General features: G+C 62.8%; 17 protein-coding genes. 10 read left to right on the top strand and 7 right to left on the bottom strand.

Annotation, left to right across the window (positions count from 1 at the left end; all coding sequences use genetic code 11):
- Positions 1-23: 23 nt before the first annotated feature.
- The 9 genes from NX775_RS06180 (at position 24) to bamC (ending at position 7,711) form a co-directional block, all read left to right on the top strand.
- On the top strand, positions 24-857 hold the full coding sequence (locus NX775_RS06180; protein WP_258835199.1) for a 3',5'-nucleoside bisphosphate phosphatase: 834 nt from the start codon (positions 24-26) through the stop codon (positions 855-857).
- Between the two features lie 153 nt (positions 858-1,010).
- On the top strand, positions 1,011-1,427 hold the full coding sequence (locus NX775_RS06175) for a ribbon-helix-helix domain-containing protein (protein ID WP_229424778.1): 417 nt from the start codon (positions 1,011-1,013) through the stop codon (positions 1,425-1,427).
- 41 nt (positions 1,428-1,468) lie between these two features.
- On the top strand, positions 1,469-2,602 hold the full coding sequence (locus NX775_RS06170; protein WP_258835198.1) for an extracellular catalytic domain type 1 short-chain-length polyhydroxyalkanoate depolymerase: 1,134 nt from the start codon (positions 1,469-1,471) through the stop codon (positions 2,600-2,602).
- 88 nt (positions 2,603-2,690) lie between these two features.
- A complete protein-coding gene (gene htpX, locus NX775_RS06165) occupies positions 2,691-3,572 on the top strand; it encodes a protease HtpX (protein ID WP_258835197.1) in 882 nt (293 codons plus the stop codon).
- 14 nt (positions 3,573-3,586) lie between these two features.
- A complete protein-coding gene (locus NX775_RS06160) occupies positions 3,587-4,210 on the top strand; it encodes an L-threonylcarbamoyladenylate synthase (RefSeq protein ID WP_183555570.1) in 624 nt (207 codons plus the stop codon).
- 81 nt (positions 4,211-4,291) lie between these two features.
- Positions 4,292-4,945, top strand: coding sequence for a site-2 protease family protein (locus NX775_RS06155; protein ID WP_258835196.1), 654 nt, complete (start codon positions 4,292-4,294; stop codon positions 4,943-4,945).
- Positions 4,946-4,949: 4 nt separating this feature from the next.
- Positions 4,950-5,537: a class I SAM-dependent methyltransferase gene (locus tag NX775_RS06150; protein WP_258835195.1), complete on the top strand. Its 588-nt coding sequence runs from the start codon at positions 4,950-4,952 to the stop codon at positions 5,535-5,537.
- A gap of 55 nt (positions 5,538-5,592) precedes the next feature.
- A complete protein-coding gene (dapA, locus tag NX775_RS06145) occupies positions 5,593-6,477 on the top strand; it encodes a 4-hydroxy-tetrahydrodipicolinate synthase (protein ID WP_258835194.1) in 885 nt (294 codons plus the stop codon).
- 40 nt (positions 6,478-6,517) lie between these two features.
- Positions 6,518-7,711, top strand: coding sequence for an NlpB/DapX family lipoprotein (bamC, locus tag NX775_RS06140; protein ID WP_258835193.1), 1,194 nt, complete (start codon positions 6,518-6,520; stop codon positions 7,709-7,711).
- A 255-nt stretch (positions 7,712-7,966) separates the two neighbouring features.
- On the opposite strand, the gene NX775_RS06135 is transcribed toward bamC, so the two are convergent.
- The 3 genes from NX775_RS06135 to NX775_RS06125 all read right to left on the bottom strand — a co-directional run bounded on the left by NX775_RS06135 (position 7,967) and on the right by NX775_RS06125 (position 10,142).
- Positions 7,967-8,248 (bottom strand): hypothetical protein, encoded by a 282-nt coding sequence (locus NX775_RS06135; protein ID WP_183555566.1) that lies wholly within the window; start codon positions 8,246-8,248, stop codon positions 7,967-7,969.
- A 293-nt stretch (positions 8,249-8,541) separates the two neighbouring features.
- Complete coding sequence (locus NX775_RS06130; protein WP_258835192.1) at positions 8,542-9,018, bottom strand: DUF7931 domain-containing protein; 477 nt, start codon at positions 9,016-9,018, stop codon at positions 8,542-8,544.
- A gap of 2 nt (positions 9,019-9,020) precedes the next feature.
- A complete protein-coding gene (locus NX775_RS06125; protein ID WP_258835191.1) occupies positions 9,021-10,142 on the bottom strand; it encodes a cupin domain-containing protein in 1,122 nt (373 codons plus the stop codon).
- 77 nt (positions 10,143-10,219) lie between these two features.
- On the opposite strand from NX775_RS06125, the gene NX775_RS06120 reads away from it, so the two are divergent.
- Positions 10,220-10,753, top strand: coding sequence for an FKBP-type peptidyl-prolyl cis-trans isomerase (locus NX775_RS06120; protein ID WP_183555563.1), 534 nt, complete (start codon positions 10,220-10,222; stop codon positions 10,751-10,753).
- Positions 10,754-10,811: 58 nt separating this feature from the next.
- On the opposite strand, the gene NX775_RS06115 is transcribed toward NX775_RS06120, so the two are convergent.
- The 4 genes from NX775_RS06115 to NX775_RS06100 all read right to left on the bottom strand — a co-directional run bounded on the left by NX775_RS06115 (position 10,812) and on the right by NX775_RS06100 (position 16,449).
- Positions 10,812-11,777, bottom strand: coding sequence for a hypothetical protein (locus NX775_RS06115; RefSeq protein WP_258835190.1), 966 nt, complete (start codon positions 11,775-11,777; stop codon positions 10,812-10,814).
- Positions 11,777-14,446 carry a DNA mismatch repair protein MutS gene (gene mutS / locus NX775_RS06110; protein ID WP_258835189.1) on the bottom strand — a complete coding sequence of 890 codons (2,670 nt, stop codon included), beginning with the start codon at positions 14,444-14,446 and terminating at the stop codon, positions 11,777-11,779. Before mutS ends, NX775_RS06115 begins: the two co-directional genes overlap by 1 nt.
- Positions 14,447-14,744: 298 nt before the next feature.
- Positions 14,745-15,260, bottom strand: a complete 516-nt coding sequence (locus tag NX775_RS06105) for a helix-turn-helix domain-containing protein (RefSeq protein WP_258835188.1) — start codon at positions 15,258-15,260, stop codon at positions 14,745-14,747.
- Between the two features lie 337 nt (positions 15,261-15,597).
- On the bottom strand, positions 15,598-16,449 hold the full coding sequence (locus tag NX775_RS06100; RefSeq protein ID WP_258835187.1) for a MaoC family dehydratase: 852 nt from the start codon (positions 16,447-16,449) through the stop codon (positions 15,598-15,600).
- Positions 16,450-16,468: the final 19 nt, after the last annotated feature.

Below are 16,468 nucleotides of genomic sequence, written 5' to 3'. Positions count from 1 at the left end.
CCATCCCGCCTGCTGAATATCCCATGCTGAAAGTCGACCTGCACTGCCACTCCAATGTCTCCGACGGCGTCCTTGCGCCAGCGGACGTTGCCGCTTACGCCGGCAAGAGCGGTGTGAACGTATGGGCGCTGACCGATCATGATGAAATCAGCGGCGTGAAGGCGGCGCGGCAGGCGGCCACGGCGCTGGGCATGCGTTTCGTGGCGGGCGTCGAGATTTCGGTCACCTGGGCCAACGAGACGGTGCACGTCGTTGGCCTGCAGGTCGATGAAAACAACCCTGCGCTGATCGCCGGCCTGGGAGCAACCCGTAACGGGCGGGAAAAACGGGCCCGCGAAATGGCGGCGCAGCTCGAACAGGCCGGCATTCCCACACCGTATGAAGGTGCGCTGCGCTACGTCGCCAATCCCGACCTGATGTCGCGCACCCACTTTGCGCGCTACCTGTGCGAGATCGGCGTCTGCACGACAACCTCCGACGTGTTCCGCCGCTTCCTCACCGAAGGCAAGCCGGGCTATGTGCCGCATCGCTGGGCCACGCTTGGCGAAGCAATGGGCTGGATCCAGGGCGCGGGCGGCATCGCCGTCATCGCGCACCCGGGGCGCTACCGGTTTAGCGACACGGCCCAGGGTGCACTGTTCGATGAATTCCGCCAGCTGGGCGGCACCGCCATCGAGGTGGTCACCGGCAGCCACACGCCGGACCAGTACGGCACCTACGCCGAAGTCGCGCGCCGTTATGGTTTTCTGGCATCGCGCGGCACCGACTTCCACGCCCCCGGCGAATCGCGGGTCGAGTTCGCCGAACTGCCTCCATTGCCATCCGGCGTGACGCCGGTCTGGCACGACTGGTTCTAACCCTCCCTTGCGCTTGACTGTACGGCCAGCCGCTTCTGCGGCTGGCCGCGTCACGCCTGTTGCTTTCCTGTTTTTATAAAGAATTTGCCCATCAGCTCTTGTAAAAGCAGTTTTATACTCCAATTGGAGTATATTCAGCGTATGGAGAGCACGATGAAAGCAGTTTTACCCCAACAGAAACTTCCTGACAGCGACAAGGTCACGGTCAATGTCGGCCTGGTCGACCTGGCCCAGGTGGACCTGCTCGTTGAGGAAGGGTTCTATTCCAACCGTACCGATCTGGTGCGCACGGCCATTCGCAATCTGCTCACGCAGCATGCCGACGTGATCCGCCAGACCATTGTGCGCAAGCGCTATGTGATGGGCCTGTACCGCTACTCGGTGCAGGAACTCGAGCAACTGGTGGCAGAGGGTCAGCAACTGGATATCCATGTGCTGGGTCTGGCGGTCATCGAAGACAACGTATCACCTGAACTTGCCCGGAATGCGATCGCTTCGATCCAGGTCCTGGGCGCATTCGTTGCATCACCTGCCGTGCGCGCCGCGCTGGCAGATCGCACCCTTACCTAGACTGGAACGCTATGAAATCGCTCGACCAATTCATAAACAAGATGATGACCTCTGCCCGCCTCGTGCAGAACAAGGATGTGGCCTCGGCCACCGCCACGATCCAGCAAGCGCTGGCGCAGGCCGGCCTGATGCCGGGGCAGGGACAGGGACAGGGACAGAGCACCGCGCCCGCCAGCAAGGACGCCACGGCTTTTGTGGACATCAACCCGGCGCCCGATTGGCAAGCGCAGCTGCGCAAGGGTCAGGCCGCCATGCGCGCCGCCGGCGTCGGTGTCGGCCTTGGCGTGCCTCAAGATGACGATGTGGCGGTCATGGACGACGTCGCCGGTGGCACTTTCACGGCAGGCGTCTTTTCAAACGCCGCCGGCCGCCGCCGCTACAAGCTGTACATTCCGTCGCAGCCGTCGACCACGCCGCGTCCGCTGATCGTCATGCTGCACGGCTGCACGCAGAATCCCGACGATTTCGCGCTCGGCACCGGCATGAACCGCCTGGCCGAAGAAGCCAACTGCCTCGTGCTGTATCCGGAGCAGGACAGCGCGTCGAACCGCACGCAGTGCTGGAACTGGTTCGAGTCAGGCCACCAGGCGCGCGATGCGGGCGAGCCGGGCATCATCGCCGGGCTGACGCGGCAGATCGTCAAGGAGCACGGCGCTGATCCGGCGCAGGTGTTCGTGGCCGGCATGTCGGCGGGCGGGGCGATGGCGGCCGTACTGGGCGCCGAGTATCCGGACCTGTTCGCGGCAGTAGGCGTGCACTCCGGCTTACCAGCTGGTAGTGGGCGCGACATGATTACCGGCTTGCAGGCCATGAAAAAGCCGGCCAAGGGGCGCACCTTGCGCGAGGCGGTGCCTGTCATCGTGTTCCATGGCAGCACCGATCATGTGGTGGCGCCAGCCAATGGCGACGCCGTGCTGCAACAGTATGTGGGTGTTCACGCCGGTCTGCACGCCACGCCGCTGAGCGTGCGCCACGACGATGCCGCCCACGGTGGGCGCCGTTGCCGCCGCAGTGTCTGGCGCGATGATGCGGGCCGGGCGATGGCCGAGCAGTGGGTGGTGCAGGGCGCAGGACATGCCTGGGCCGGCGGCAATGCGGCAGGATCGCACACCGACGCGGCGGGGCCGTCGGCGTCAAAGGAGATGCTGCGCTTCTTCCTGGGCGCCAAACGCTGATACGGCACGCACGCGGGGCCGTGCCCTTGAATTTTCCGACAGGAAGCCCAATATTGGCATCCTGTCACTAATTCGGGAGTTGTCCGCCATGAAGCGCATTGTTCTTTTCCTCGCCACCAATCTCGCTGTCGTCCTGGTGCTGTCGCTGGTTATGAACGTGCTCGGTCTTGGCCGCGCCGTCTCGGCGCAGGGCATCGACTTCGCTTCGCTGGCCGTGATGTCGCTCGTCATCGGCTTTACCGGTTCGTTCATCTCGCTGCTGATCAGCAAACCGATGGCCAAATGGTCGACCGGCGCGCGCGTGATCGAACAACCGGCCAACTCCACCGAGCAGTGGCTGGTGGACACCGTGCGCCGCCTGGCCGAGCGCGCCGGCATCGGCATGCCCGAGGTTGCCGTCTACGATGGCGAGCCGAATGCATTTGCTACCGGTGCCTTCAAGAATTCGGCGCTGGTTGCTGTGTCTACCGGCCTGCTGCAGAGCATGAACCAGGACGAAGTCGAAGCCGTCCTGGGCCACGAAGTCGCTCACATCGCCAATGGCGACATGGTCACGCTCACGCTGATCCAGGGTGTCGTCAATACCTTCGTCGTGTTCTTCGCGCGCGTGGTCGGCTTCTTTGTCGACAAGGTGCTGTTCCGCAAAGAAGGTGACGCGCCCGGCATCGGCTATTACGCGACCGTGATGGTCTGCGAAATCCTGTTCGGCCTGCTCGCCTCGATCATCGTGGCCTGGTTCTCGCGCCAGCGCGAATTTCGCGCCGACGCCGGCGCTGCCAAACTGATGGGCAGCCCGGTGCCGATGCAGCACGCGCTGGCCCGCCTGGGCGGCTTCGCGCCGGGTGCGTTGCCGAAAGCGATGTCGGCATCGGGCATTTCCGGCAGCGGCGGCGGTTGGGGCGCGCTGTTCTCGACCCATCCGCCGATGGAGCAGCGTATCGCCGCGCTCCAGTCGCTGCCTAACCAATAACAAGGACACCATCCATGGGCCAGTTTTTCCAGATTCACCCTGAAAACCCGCAAGCGCGCCTGATCAAGCAGGCCGCGCAGATAGTCAGCGCCGGCGGCATCGTCGCGCTGCCGACCGATTCCGCGTACGCACTCGTCTGCCGGCTGGACGACAAGAACGCGGTCGAGAAGCTGCGCCGCATCCGTGGCGTTGACGACAAGCACCACCTGACGCTGCTGGTGCGCGACCTGTCCGAAGTGGCGCAGTATGCGCGCGTGGACAACACGCAATACCGCCTGCTCAAGGCCACGATGCCAGGCCCGTACACGGTGATCCTGGAGGCCACGCGCGAGTTGCCGCGGCGCCTGTCGCACCCGTCGCGCAAGACGATCGGCCTGCGCGTGCCCGAGAACCGTATCACGCTGGCGCTGCTCGAAGAGCTGGGCGAGCCGCTGATCGGTACCACGCTGCAGTTGCCAGGCGACGAGCACATGCTGTCGGATCCCGATGAAGTGCGCGAGCGCCTTGAAAAGCAGATCGAACTGATCATCGATGGCGGCGCCGGCATGCTGGAAGCCACCACCGTGATCGACCTGACCGGCCCCGAGCCGGTGCTGATTCGCGAGGGCCGGGGCGACCCGGCGGCGTTCGGGCTGTAATCAGCCGGGCTGGTGCCTTCAAGGTTGCCTTAAGTATTCCACCGGTCAGGTACCCGCCGCGCTCTGATAGAATCAGCCCCCATGGAAGAAACGATTCGCACCATCGCGGTGTATGCGCTGCCGGTCCTGTTTGCAATCACGCTGCACGAAGCCGCCCACGCGTACGCCGCCAAGTACTTTGGCGACAACACCGCCTATTCGCAGGGGCGCATGAGCCTCAACCCGCTGGTGCACGTCGATATCTGGGGCACGATCGTGATCCCGATTGTGATGTTCCTGTTCAGCGGTTTCGTGTTCGGCTACGCCAAGCCGGTGCCCGTGGAATTCGGCCGCCTGCGCAATCCGAAGCGCGACATGGCGTGGGTGGCGCTTGCCGGTCCACTGGCCAATTTCATCATGGCCGTGCTGTGGCTGATCCTGGGTGTGCTGCTCGTGTTCTTCCAGGTTGGCGAAGAATTCCCGCACAAAGTGGCGCAGGCCGGCATCGTCACCAACCTGCTGATCATGGCGTTCAACCTGCTGCCGATCCCGCCGCTCGATGGTGGCCGGGTCGTCACGGCGATGCTGCCGCACCGCGCCGCGTATGCGTTCGCCCGCATCGAGCCCTACGGCTTCTTTATTGTGCTGGCGCTGGTCATGCTCCGGGTCGTCGGCTACTGGCTCACGCCGGTAATGGCGCTGGGTGGCTACCTGGTGCAGCTGGCAGCCACGCCATTCACGTTCTTCCTGCTCTGAGCCGATGACCACTGGCACACACATGGCGGCCTTGCCCGCGTCGCCCTGGGTAGCGCGCTTTGCGCCCCTGGCGCGGCCGGGCGAAGCGCTCGATCTGGCGTGCGGCAACGGGCGCCACACGCGCCTGCTCGCGGCGCAAGGTCTACAGGTGCTGGCCGTTGATCGCAATCCGGCCGCGCTGGCCGCCAGCGCAGGCGAGGGCGTGACGACACTGGCCTGCGATCTGGAAGCCGATGGCGCAAGCTGGCCATTCGAGGCCGGGCGCTTTGCCGTCATCGTCGTTACCAATTACCTGCACCGGCCGCTGTTCGCACAGATCACGGCCAGCCTGCGGCCCGACGGTATCCTGATCTACGAAACCTTCGCGCAAGGGAACGAGGTGTATGGCAAACCGTCGAATCCGGCGTTCCTGCTCGCGCCCGGCGAACTGCTGGCGCTGGCCCAGGATGGCGGCCTGCAGGTGCTGGCGTACGAGGACGGCCACGTTGAGCGGCCCCATCCGGCGCAGGTGCAGCGCCTGTGCGCCGCCGGTCATGCGTACCGCAAAACCGAGGCCTGGCTCGACCATATTGTGGTCGGGAATGAACCATAGGGGCGGGCTATCCGCTACAATCAGATTTTTAAATGAATGGCACGGTCCAAAGATTATGATTAAGGGCAGTATCGTAGCAATCGTCACCCCGATGTTCGAAGATGGCACCGTCGATCGCGATTCCCTGCGCTCGCTGATCGACTGGCACATCGCCGAAGGTACCGACGCGATCGTCATCGTGGGCACGACCGGCGAATCGGCGACCTTGTCGCCGGAAGAGCATTGCGAACTCGTCAAGCTGGCCGTCGACCACGTTGCTGGCCGCATCCCTGTCATCGCCGGCACTGGCGGCAATTCGACCGTGGAAGCCATCGCGCTGACCCGTCACGCGAAGAGCGTCGGCGCGGATGCGTCCCTGCAAGTCGTGCCGTACTACAACCGGCCGACGCAAGAGGGCATGTACCGCCACTTCCGCACGATTGCCGAAGCCGTCGACCTGCCGATCATCCTGTACAACGTGCCGGGCCGTACCGTGGCCGACATGGCCAACGAGACCGTCGCGCGCCTGGCGCCGATCGAGAACATCGTCGGCATCAAGGACGCCACCGGCAATATCGGGCGCGGCATCGAACTCTTGAGCATGGTCGACAAATCATTTGCCGTGTACTCGGGCGACGATCCGACCGCGATGGCGCTGATGTTCTGCGGCGGCGCCGGCAATATTTCGGTGACCGCCAACGTGGCGCCGCGCGCGATGCACGAGCTGTGCGTGGCTGCAATGAGCGGCGACATCACGCGCGCGCTCGAGATCAACAACCGCGTGCTCGGCCTGCACGCCAGGCTGTTCGTCGAACCGAATCCGGTGCCCGTCAAATGGGCGCTGGCCGAGATGGGCAAGATGCCGGCGGGCCTGCGCCTGCCGCTCGCGCCGCTGTCCTCCCAATACCACGAGATCGTACGTGCCGCCCTGGTGGAAGCCGGCGTTCATTCCCCATCCTGAACCCGCAAGGGTTCGGGTTACTGACCTGATATCGAACGACATGACTATTCGCAAGACTAAGAATTCAAACGGCGCATCCCTGATCAACGCTCCTGCCGCCGCCCGTGTGCTCTCGCTCACGGTCCTCGCGTTCAGCCTGGCAGCCTGCACCACGATTTTCGGTGGCGACAAAGTCGACTACAAGGGCGCCAAGAAGGCCGCACCGCTGGACGTGCCGCCCGACCTGACCAAGCTGCAGCGCGACAACCGCTACGCGATCCCGGATGGCCGTGGCGTCGCGACGGCGTCTGAATTCCAGCAAGGCCAGGCTGCGGCAGCTGCCGGCGGCGTGCCTGCGGTGGCCGGTGTTTCGGCATCCGGCCAGCCGATCGGCCCGATCTCGACCGACGCCGTCAGCGTCCAGCGCAACGGCGACCAGCGCTGGCTGGTGGTCAAGCAAACGCCTGAACAGCTGTGGCCGCAACTGCGCCAGTTCTGGGAAGAGCAGGGCTTTGCACTCGAGACCGAGTCGGCCACCACCGGCACCATGGAAACCGCCTGGGTCGAGAACCGTTCGAAGATCCCGCAAGACTTCGTGCGCCGCGCCATCGGCCGTGTATTCGACAGCGCCTACTCGACCGGCGAGCGTGACAAGTACCGCACACGCCTCGAGCGCCTGCCTGACGGCTCGACCGAAATCTGGGTCAGCCACCGCGGCGCCGAAGAAGTCCTGACCGGCCCGCAAAGCGAAACCACGACCTGGACCGTGCGTCCCAACGATCCGGGCCTGGAGTCGCAATACCTGAGCCGCATCGTCGCTCTGCTGACGGGCGCGAAAGAAGTCGCGCCGGCGGAAGCCATGGTCGCCAACGCGCCACTAGCGCCGCAGCACGCCAAGCTGGTGGGTGACAAGGTCGAGGTCGATGAAGGCTTCGACCGAGCATGGCGCCGTGTTGGCCTGGCACTGGATCGCGTCGGCTTCACTGTCGAAGACCGCGACCGCGTGCAGGGCATCTACTTCGTGCGCTACGTCGATCAGGATGCCATCGAGACCAAGGATGGCTTCTTCAAGCGCCTGTTCACGTTCGGCAAGTCGGAAGACGCCGCCAAGGAAGCCCAGCGCTACCGAGTTCTGGTCAAGGCTGCACAGGGTGCGAACGTGAGTGAAGTGTCGGTGCAGACCAACGACGGCAAAGCGGAAACGTCGCCGACGACGACCAAGATCCTGACGCTGCTGAACAACGAGCTGAAGTAACCCTCGCTGCAGCAACAAGAAACCGGCTAAGTGGCCGGTTTTTTTATGCGCGTGCGGGTTGTTCGTTCACCAAAAAACCGGCTAACTGCCCCGGCGTAGGGTGGGCGGGTATCCCGCCCACGCGTTCAACGAACGTTGATGTACCACCAGATTTGGTTGATTCGAACGCGTGGACGGCATAGCCGTCCACCCTACGAAAGCGACAGGCGTAAAAAAACCGGCCCGCAGGCCGGTTTCTTCATACCGAGTAACGAATTACTTGGTGGTAGCAGCAGCGTCAGCAGCTTGGGTAGCCGAGGTCTGAGCAGCGGCAGCAGCGTCGGTTGCGGTCGAAGCAGCAGCAGCTGCGTCGGTTGCAGCAGCGTCAGCAGCAGCAGCAGCTGGAGCGGTTGCGTCAGCAGCTGGCATGGTTGCGTCAGCAGGAGCGACGACAGCAGCTGGGGTTTCGGTCACTGGTGCGACTGGTGCTTCTTCTTTCTTAGCGCAAGCAGCCAGGGTAACAGCGAACAGGGAAGCGATCAGCAGGGATTTTTTCATGGTTTTTTCCTTAGTATTTACAAAAGTAGAACTACTTGATACGAATAATAATTACCGGTAATTATTTCTCGATGGAATTCTCGTGCCTTCACAAATAGCAAGACTGCCACGGGCGCAACGGAACCTTCCTGATTGATATTATAGACAATTTTACAGTTTCGCAATAGCTAACACATGCTCTGGTGTAAGAATTTTCCGCTTTGATAAGCTTCATATTGTTACAAGATGCTACGCAAATAGCGAAACACCTAGGAATTAACCCTTGGGCAACTAATCGTGCTTTTCTTGCTGGCTTACAAGCCGGTGGTGGTTGGATGCAGCGTTGGTCGGGAAGCTTCCCAGATCGCTTCGAACCGATGGTGGGGAACATCGACGGCGCGCGGATCGTCGAAGCTGGCTTCGCCGCGCATGTGGTCGCTGTGAAAGCGGCGTACCACGTGCTGATCATCGGCGATGCAGAACGAGTCGGTCAGCTGGCGCAGGTTCTTCGGACTCTGACGGCATTCGCAGGCGTGGCCGTAGTCACGCAGCAGACGCAAAAAGCGCGGACAGTGGCGCTCGATGTGGCCCGGCTCGTGCAGGGCCAGACGCAAGGTGCCGCCCCGTTGCATGAAGGCGCGCAGCGCGGCATCCACCTGGACGGTGCCCAGCGCAAATACCGCCCCATCCGGATCGAACAGGCGCAGACTGTGCTGCGCCGCCGCCACGACGGCGAGAAACTGCGCCTCGCAGTCGCGCCGGGTGTCGAACGGGATGGCGCGCGCATCCATGGTCAGCCCAGCTCGACCCAGCCGTCCTGGTACCAGGCGTACAGGGATTCGGTGACGTCGTCGGTGGCCTTGCCGAGCGTGGCGCCGTCGATGCGGCGGTCGTTGGCCAGCACGTCCAGCACCACCTTGTCGGCGCGGCCAGCGGCCAGCGATTCACCATTGATGAACACGTTCTTGCCGCGGTACAGCATCAGCGTCTTGCTCGAGAGCTTGATGCCGCGCTTGGCCGCCGTTTCCATGAAGCGGCCGAAAGTCAGCGGCTTGGCAGGCGGCGTGAAGAACACATTGTGCTTCGGCTCGGACATGTGCTCGCCGAGGAAGATGGTGACGTCTTCTTCGTCCCAACGCACCTTGTTGAGTTCTTCGGTAACGGTGGCGAGCATGTGCTTCGGGATCTCGGCCGGGTTCTTTGCTTCTTGCAATTCGGGATCGGCGTAGCGGCCCGGCAGGTCGATCGAATCGGCCATGAATTGCAGGAACGATTCGCCCAGTTCCTGGAACGACGGCGAACGGAAACCGATTGAATAGGTCATGCATTCGCCTTCGGCGATGCCGTCGTGCGCGTACTGTGGCGGCAGGTACAGCATGTCACCTGGCTCGAGCACGAACTCTTCTTCGGCCTCGAAATTGGCCAGGATCTTGAGCGGCAAGCCTTCGATGATCGTCAGGTCCTGCTGCGCGCCGATGCGCCAGCGGCGCTTGCCGTGCGCCTGCAGCAGGAACACGTCGTACGAGTCGTAATGGGGGCCGACGCCGGCGCCATCGGTGGCGAAGCTCACCATCAGGTCGTCCAGGCGGGCGTCCGGCACGAAGCGGAACTGGCGCAGCAGCTCGTCGGCGCGCTCGTCATGCAGGTTCACGCCCTGGACCAGCATCGTCCAGTTCGGCTCGGTGCGGGCCGGCAATTCGGTGAGGGGGCCGTGCTGCATGTCCCACTCGCCGTCGCGCATCGAGACCAGGCGTGATTCGACGTGGTTCAGCGCGGCCAGCTCGGCCAGCTTCTCGAACTTGAGCAGTGGCTTGAAGCCGGGGATGGCGCCACGGATCAGCAGCGGTTTCTTGTGCCAGTAATCGCGCAGGAATTCTGCGGGGGAAAGATTCCCCAAAAGCGGTAATTTTTTCATGCGACATTATAACCAGCCGAAGCGGGGCCTAGACCCATCGAGAGTATAATCCGCAGCTCACAATGAAAGGATGGACGATGAAGATTGCTAAAGACACAGTCGTGACGGTTAATTACAAACTGTCGGATGCCCAGAACAATCTGATCGAGGAGGGCTCCCAGCCGATGGTGTACCTGCACGGCGGCTACGAGAATACCCTGCCGAAGATCGAAGAAGAGCTGGACGGCAAAGAAACCGGCTACGCCTCGACGATCCAGGTGGAACCAGACGACGCGTTCGGCGACTACGAGCCAGAGCTGGTCAAGGTTGAAGAGCGTTCGCGCCTGCCGGAACCGATCGAAGTCGGCATGCAGTTCGAAGGCGTGGCCGAAAACGGCGACGACGAGCCGGTGATTTTCACCGTGACCGAAATCGCTGACGACAAGGTCGTGCTGGATGGCAACCATCCACTGGCCGGCATGGCACTGCGTTTCGACCTGTCCGTTGTCGACGTGCGCGCTGCAACCGCCGAAGAAATCCAGCACGGTCACGTGCACGGCGCTGGCGGTCATCATCACGAGATCGATGACAGCGATGATGGCGATCACTTCCGTACCCAGCCGCTGCAGTAATCCGGTTGGTGCGCGGCCACCGCATCACGCGGTGGCCGCGCTGTATTGAGCTCCTGTTCTACTGCTTCGCGTCCACCACCGTGAACGCCGCATCTTTCCCCAGCATTACATTCACCTCGACCGCCCTGGTTCCCACTGACAGCTGTCCCAGATTGCCTTTCCATGCGATCTGCGGCTTGTGGCCACCCGGCGCGTCACTGTCGACCAGCAGCACCTTCCCATCGAACTTGACGGCCTGCGCCTGAATCTGACGCCGCGCCGCCTCGAATCCGTCGCGCTCGACCGGCGCACGCCGCAGCAAGCCGCGCAGGCCCGCCGGCTGATCGAGATGGAACGGGCGCACGGCGCCTTCCGAGAACAGCACCAGCGCCTGTGCCTTGTCGCTGCGCGCCATCGCGAACAGGCGGTTCAGCCAGAAGCGGTTGGCCACCGCGCGGTCTTCGTATTCGCTGTTGCGGCCCGCCGCCGGCAGGAAATGGTTATTCGCAGCTGGCAGATTGATGGTGGCGTACAGCACCTTGTCCACCTTCCAGTGTGCGTTTTCGGCATAGCTGCGAAAACGCGGACTGGCTGAGAGCTGCGTCAGGTGGATCTTGGTTGCGCCAAGCGATTCGGGCTCGCCGTAGAGCAGTTCGCGCAAGCGGTTCAGGCGTTCGATCGCATTGGTGCGCTTGGCCGAGTTGCGGCAGCCGGTCCAGTCGCTGCCGGACAGCGACACGATCACGGGCCGCTTCGCGTGCTCGAACAGGTCGCGCCGCTGCAGGTACAGCTTGTCGCCGCAGCTTTCGTTCTCGCCCTTGATGCCCGTGAGGACCACGAACGACACCGATTTTTCGGACGAATCGGCCAGCGCCTGCTTCAGGCGCGCGTCACTGTCGGCGCGCGCGTCGTTGCCGACCACGGCGAAGCGGTGCGTGGGGCGCGCTTCCTTGTCCTTGTCCTTTGCATGGCCGACCAGCGGCGCGCAAGCAAGCGCAGTGGCCAGCAGTGCGGCGCAGGCAATGACCGGACGCGGGATCGACATCAGGCAGCCAGCCGTTTCAGCTCGTACAGCCGCTCGAGCGCTTCGCGCGGCGTCAACGCGTCCGGATCGATGGCGTCCAGTGCATCGCGCAAGCCGTCATCCTGGACCTCGGCCACGACTGGCGCCGGGGTGTCGTCGAGATCGTGCTCGGGCAGGGGCGCGGCGAACAGGTCGCGCTGCGGCGTACCACCTGCGGCCTGCGCTTCCAGGCGCGCCAGGTGCTTGCGCGCGGCCTTGATCACCGGCTGCGGCACGCCGGCCAGTTGCGCCACCTGCAAGCCGTAGCTTTGCGACGCCGGGCCATCCTGCACCGCGTGCAGGAACACGATGCTGTCCTTATGCTCAACCGCCGACAGGTGCACGTTGTACGCGCTCGGGTACGACTCCGGCAACTGGGTCAGCTCGAAATAATGCGTCGCGAACAGCGTGAAGCTGCGGCTCGTGTCGATCAGGTGGCGCGCGATGGCCCACGCCAGCGCCAGGCCATCGAAGGTCGACGTGCCGCGCCCGACTTCATCCATCAGCACCAGCGAATGCTCGGTGGCGCCGTTGAGAATCGCGGCCGATTCAGTCATCTCGACCATGAAGGTCGAGCGCCCGTTGGCCAGGTCGTCGCTGGCGCCGATGCGCGTGAAGATGCGGTCGATCGGGCCCAGCGTCGCTTCAGCGGCCGGCACATAACTGCCGACATAGGCCAGCAGCGTGATCAGCGCCACCTGGCGCATGAAGGTCGACTTACCGCCCATGTTCGGACCGGTGATCAGGAGCAGGCGGCGCTCGTTGGAGAAGCGGCAATCGTTGGCGATGAAGCGCTCGATCTGATTCTCTACTACCGGATGGCGGCCTTCGACGATGTTCAGGCAGGGCGCATCGACCAGCTGCGGCGCGCACCAGCCGTGGCGCAGCGCGTGGCTGGCCAGCGCCACCAGCACGTCGACCTGCGCAATCGCGCGCGCGATCGTCTGCAGGACGCCGATGTGCGGCGCGAGCTGGGCCAGCAAGTCGTCGTACAGGATTTTCTCGCGCGCCAGCGCGCGGTCTTGCGCCGACAGCGCCTTGTCTTCGTAGGCCTTGAGTTCGGGCGTGATGTAGCGTTCGCAGTTCTTCAGCGTCTGGCGGCGGCGGTAATCGTCCGGCACCTTGGTCGCCTGACCGTTGGTGACTTCGATGTAGAAGCCGTGCACGCGGTTGTACTCGACGCGCAGGTTGGCGATGCCGGTGCGGGCGCGCTCGCGTGTTTCGAGATCGACGAGGAACTGGCCGGCATTTTCGGACAGCGCCTGCAGCTCATCGAGTTCGGCGTCGTAGCCGCGCGCGAACACGCCGCCATCGCGGATCATCGCGCTCGGCTCTTCGAGCACGGCGCGCACGAGCAGGTCGAGGCAGTCGGCGGGCGTGGCCAGGTCGTCATGCAGCTCGCGCAGCAGCGACGTATCGCCCGGCACGAAGCAGCGCGCCACCAGCTCGCGCAGCATCGGCAAGGCCTTGAGTCCATCGCGCAGGCTCGCCAGGTCGCGCGGCCGCGCACTGAGCAGGGCCACACGCGTGGTGATGCGCTCGATGTCCGGCACCTGCGCCAGCGTCGGCGACAGATTGTCGATGGCGTCCGCCTGCAGCAGCGCAGCGATCGACTGGTGACGGCTGCGCGCGATCGACTGGTCGCGGCGCGCGTGGTGCAGCCAGTGGCGCAGCATGCGTGAACCCATCGCCGTGCGGCAGCCGTCGAGCAGCGAAAACAAGGTCGGCGACTCTTGCCCGCGAATGGTTTCGGTCAGCTCCAGATTGCGGCGCGTGGCGGCGTCGAGGCCGATGTATTCGTTCTCGTTTTCGCACGCCAGGCCGCGCACATGCTGCAGCCCGCGGCCTTGCGTGGACTGGGCATAGCGCAGCAGCGCGCCGGCCGCGCCGAACGCGGCGCCCAGGCCATCGGCGCCAAAGCCGGTGAGCGTGGCAACCTTCAGTTGTTCGAGCAGCGCGCCGTGGCCCTTGACCACGTCGAAGTGCCATTCCGGCACGCGCTGGGTGTGCACGGTGGATGCGCCGTCGTCGAACATGTCGCCGCAATCGGCGCGCAGGATTTCGGCCGGCGCGATGCGCTCGAGTTCATGCGCCAGACGCGCTTCGATGGAGCGCGCGTCACCTGAAAATTCCATCAGGCGCAGATTGCCGCTGGCCAGCGACAGCCAGGCCAGACCCGCAGTGACGGTCTTGCGCTGTGTTTGCAGGCACAGGGCCAGGAGCGGACGCTCGGCTTTTTCGGGTAGCAGGTCGGAATCGGTCAACGTACCGGGCGTGACCACGCGCATGACCTTGCGTTCGACCGGGCCTTTGGACAGCGCAGGGTCGCCAATCTGCTCGCAGATCGCGCATGATTCGCCCAGTTTCACCAGCTTGGCCAGATAGCCATCGAGCGAGTGGAACGGCACACCCGCCATCTTGATCGGATTGCCCTCGGACTTGCCGCGCGCGGTCAGCGTGATGCCCAGCACGCGCGAGGCTTTTTCGGCGTCGTCGAAGAACAGTTCGTAGAAGTCGCCCATGCGGTAGAACACCAGCATGTCGGGGTAGTCGGCCTTGATGCGCAGGTATTGCTGCATCATCGGGGTGTGCTTGTCGGTCGCGCTGTTCTTGACGGCTGCGGCGTTGATTTCAGTGGGAACGGTGGTCATTTCTTCGGATTGGGTACGGCGAGGCAGAGGCTGGCCAGAGCTGCGTATTTTACCGCGATTGATGTTGCGCGCGCGGCAAGGACTGCAACGCATGTGCTAAGCCTTCTCGCATGTGCTAAGGGTTGCTGCTCCGTCAAAGAACGGGGAGCATCACGTCTAATCAGCAGCTAGAGCGGGCGCTGGTCTGTCTACGCGTCTTGACTTGGTCATCATCGATTGAATCGAAGGATTCAATATGACGCACTGCTTATTGCATCCGAGTGATTTTGCACTACTTGTCATGGGAAGGACAGAGCGCTCAAATCCGCGCGCGCTGTTTCTTGAGCGTGGGAGCTTTTTGGTCAGATGACGGCAGTTTCGATATTGAGCGTGTCTGTTTTTCAGTAGACGCTTTACGAGGCTGTTTGATGGTTGAATCCCCAGACATCACGGGAGATGCCATAGCAACGTTATCCGGCCTTGCAGCAGATACATCCGGATCTGCCTCTTCCCATGGATGGAAGTTCGGAAGGTTAATCCGCGTACCATTTTTAGAAACGACGGAAAGCTCCAACGTCAAACCGAGAGATTGCAAGAAACGACGCAAGGTTGAGACGTAGGTATCGGAACGTTGTTCAAGTTGTGATACAGCGTTTTGTTTTATTCCCAGTTCTTTCGCCACTTCCACCTGGGTCTTGCCAACAGCTTTGCGAAAGTCGGTCAGCGTTGTGGCATGGGCAATCATCTCATCCATTTTCTTCTCGGCAAGTGAAGCAATGCGGGCTTGCCGATCCGGTGGCAGTTTGTCGATGACTTCGTTCAGAGTTCTTCCCATTTGCATCTCCTATTTTTTGCGGACCGACGTACTTGGCCTGCGCGTGGACCGTGGCTGACTCGTTTTCATTGATTCAACTTATGGTCTTCTGTGCAGATCAGTTACGCACCGTACTGTTAGATGGATTCCCCATCCACGCGTTCGTTGAACCTTAGTGCGCCGCGAAATCAGCTTAGTTTGAACGCGTGGGCGGTATAGCCGCCCACCCTACAGTCCGCAAACTGAATGGCACTCTGAGCCGATGGCCCTTGTACTTCGGAGTCAATTATCACCTTCTCGTGATATTGCGTCGAGTTCTGATGCGCCATCTGGCACTGGTCTGGAAATGTGCCAAGTGCTAGATAAAACCCATGGTTCCTTCTACCGCGACCCGCTGCCTGCAGATGACAGCAAATGCCGCCGGGTCGCTAGCCTCCGACAGCGACAGCGAGACCATCGATCGGAGCGGAACAGTGCTAAGAAAATGACAATCGATTGTCACCGGCACCTGGCCTGTCGACCGCTGGCGCAATGAGCAGGCCATGGCAACGGTGTGCATGCCGTGAATGATGGGCTGCTTCATTCCCATCAGTCGCGCGCTCCATGCCCACAGATGAATCGGGTTCCAGTCACCCGACAGCGCCGCATAGCGTCGCCCCGCATCGGCTTGCACGACCCATTGTTCGTCGGCTTTGCCCATGGGCGCGACGATCGGCGACGGTGCTGTGCGCCTGGTTCGTTGTCCGCGTTTGATCAGATACCGACTGGTACATGTGAACACCAACTGTTCGCCGTCCGTGGCATTCGTTTCCAGCAGACATTCGACCGCGCCGTTGGGCCGAGGTTCCGGCATTGACAGCGTTGTCACCAGCGTCAGTGGTGCTTCGAGCCGAACCTCACAATGCATGGTCAGTGAGTTCGCGACATGAATCAACCCGACAATCCGAAACGGAATCGCCCGATCAAGCATTGTGGCCAGTTGCGCGCGCTGCGCTAGCAGGTAGAGGTAGGTCAGCGGCACTGCGCCGGGTGGGTAGCCGAATGCGTTGCTGTAGCGCCGCACGTGATCGATATCGAGCCGGTCCAGCCGGTAGCTGGCCTGGATCAATCCCGCTGACACCCGCGCGGGCTGCTTGAACAATGCCCGCAGCAGCGGCCAGGCACTGGCCCTGGGCAGGGCAGGGAGAGATGACGGGGACGGGCTATTCATCGACGCAGCATACCGCGTC

It is taken from the genome of Massilia aurea, assembly GCF_024753205.1.
GTDB classification, from domain to species: Bacteria; Pseudomonadota; Gammaproteobacteria; order Burkholderiales; family Burkholderiaceae_D; genus Telluria; species Telluria aurea.
This window is presented reverse-complemented; position numbering and strand designations above follow the sequence as displayed.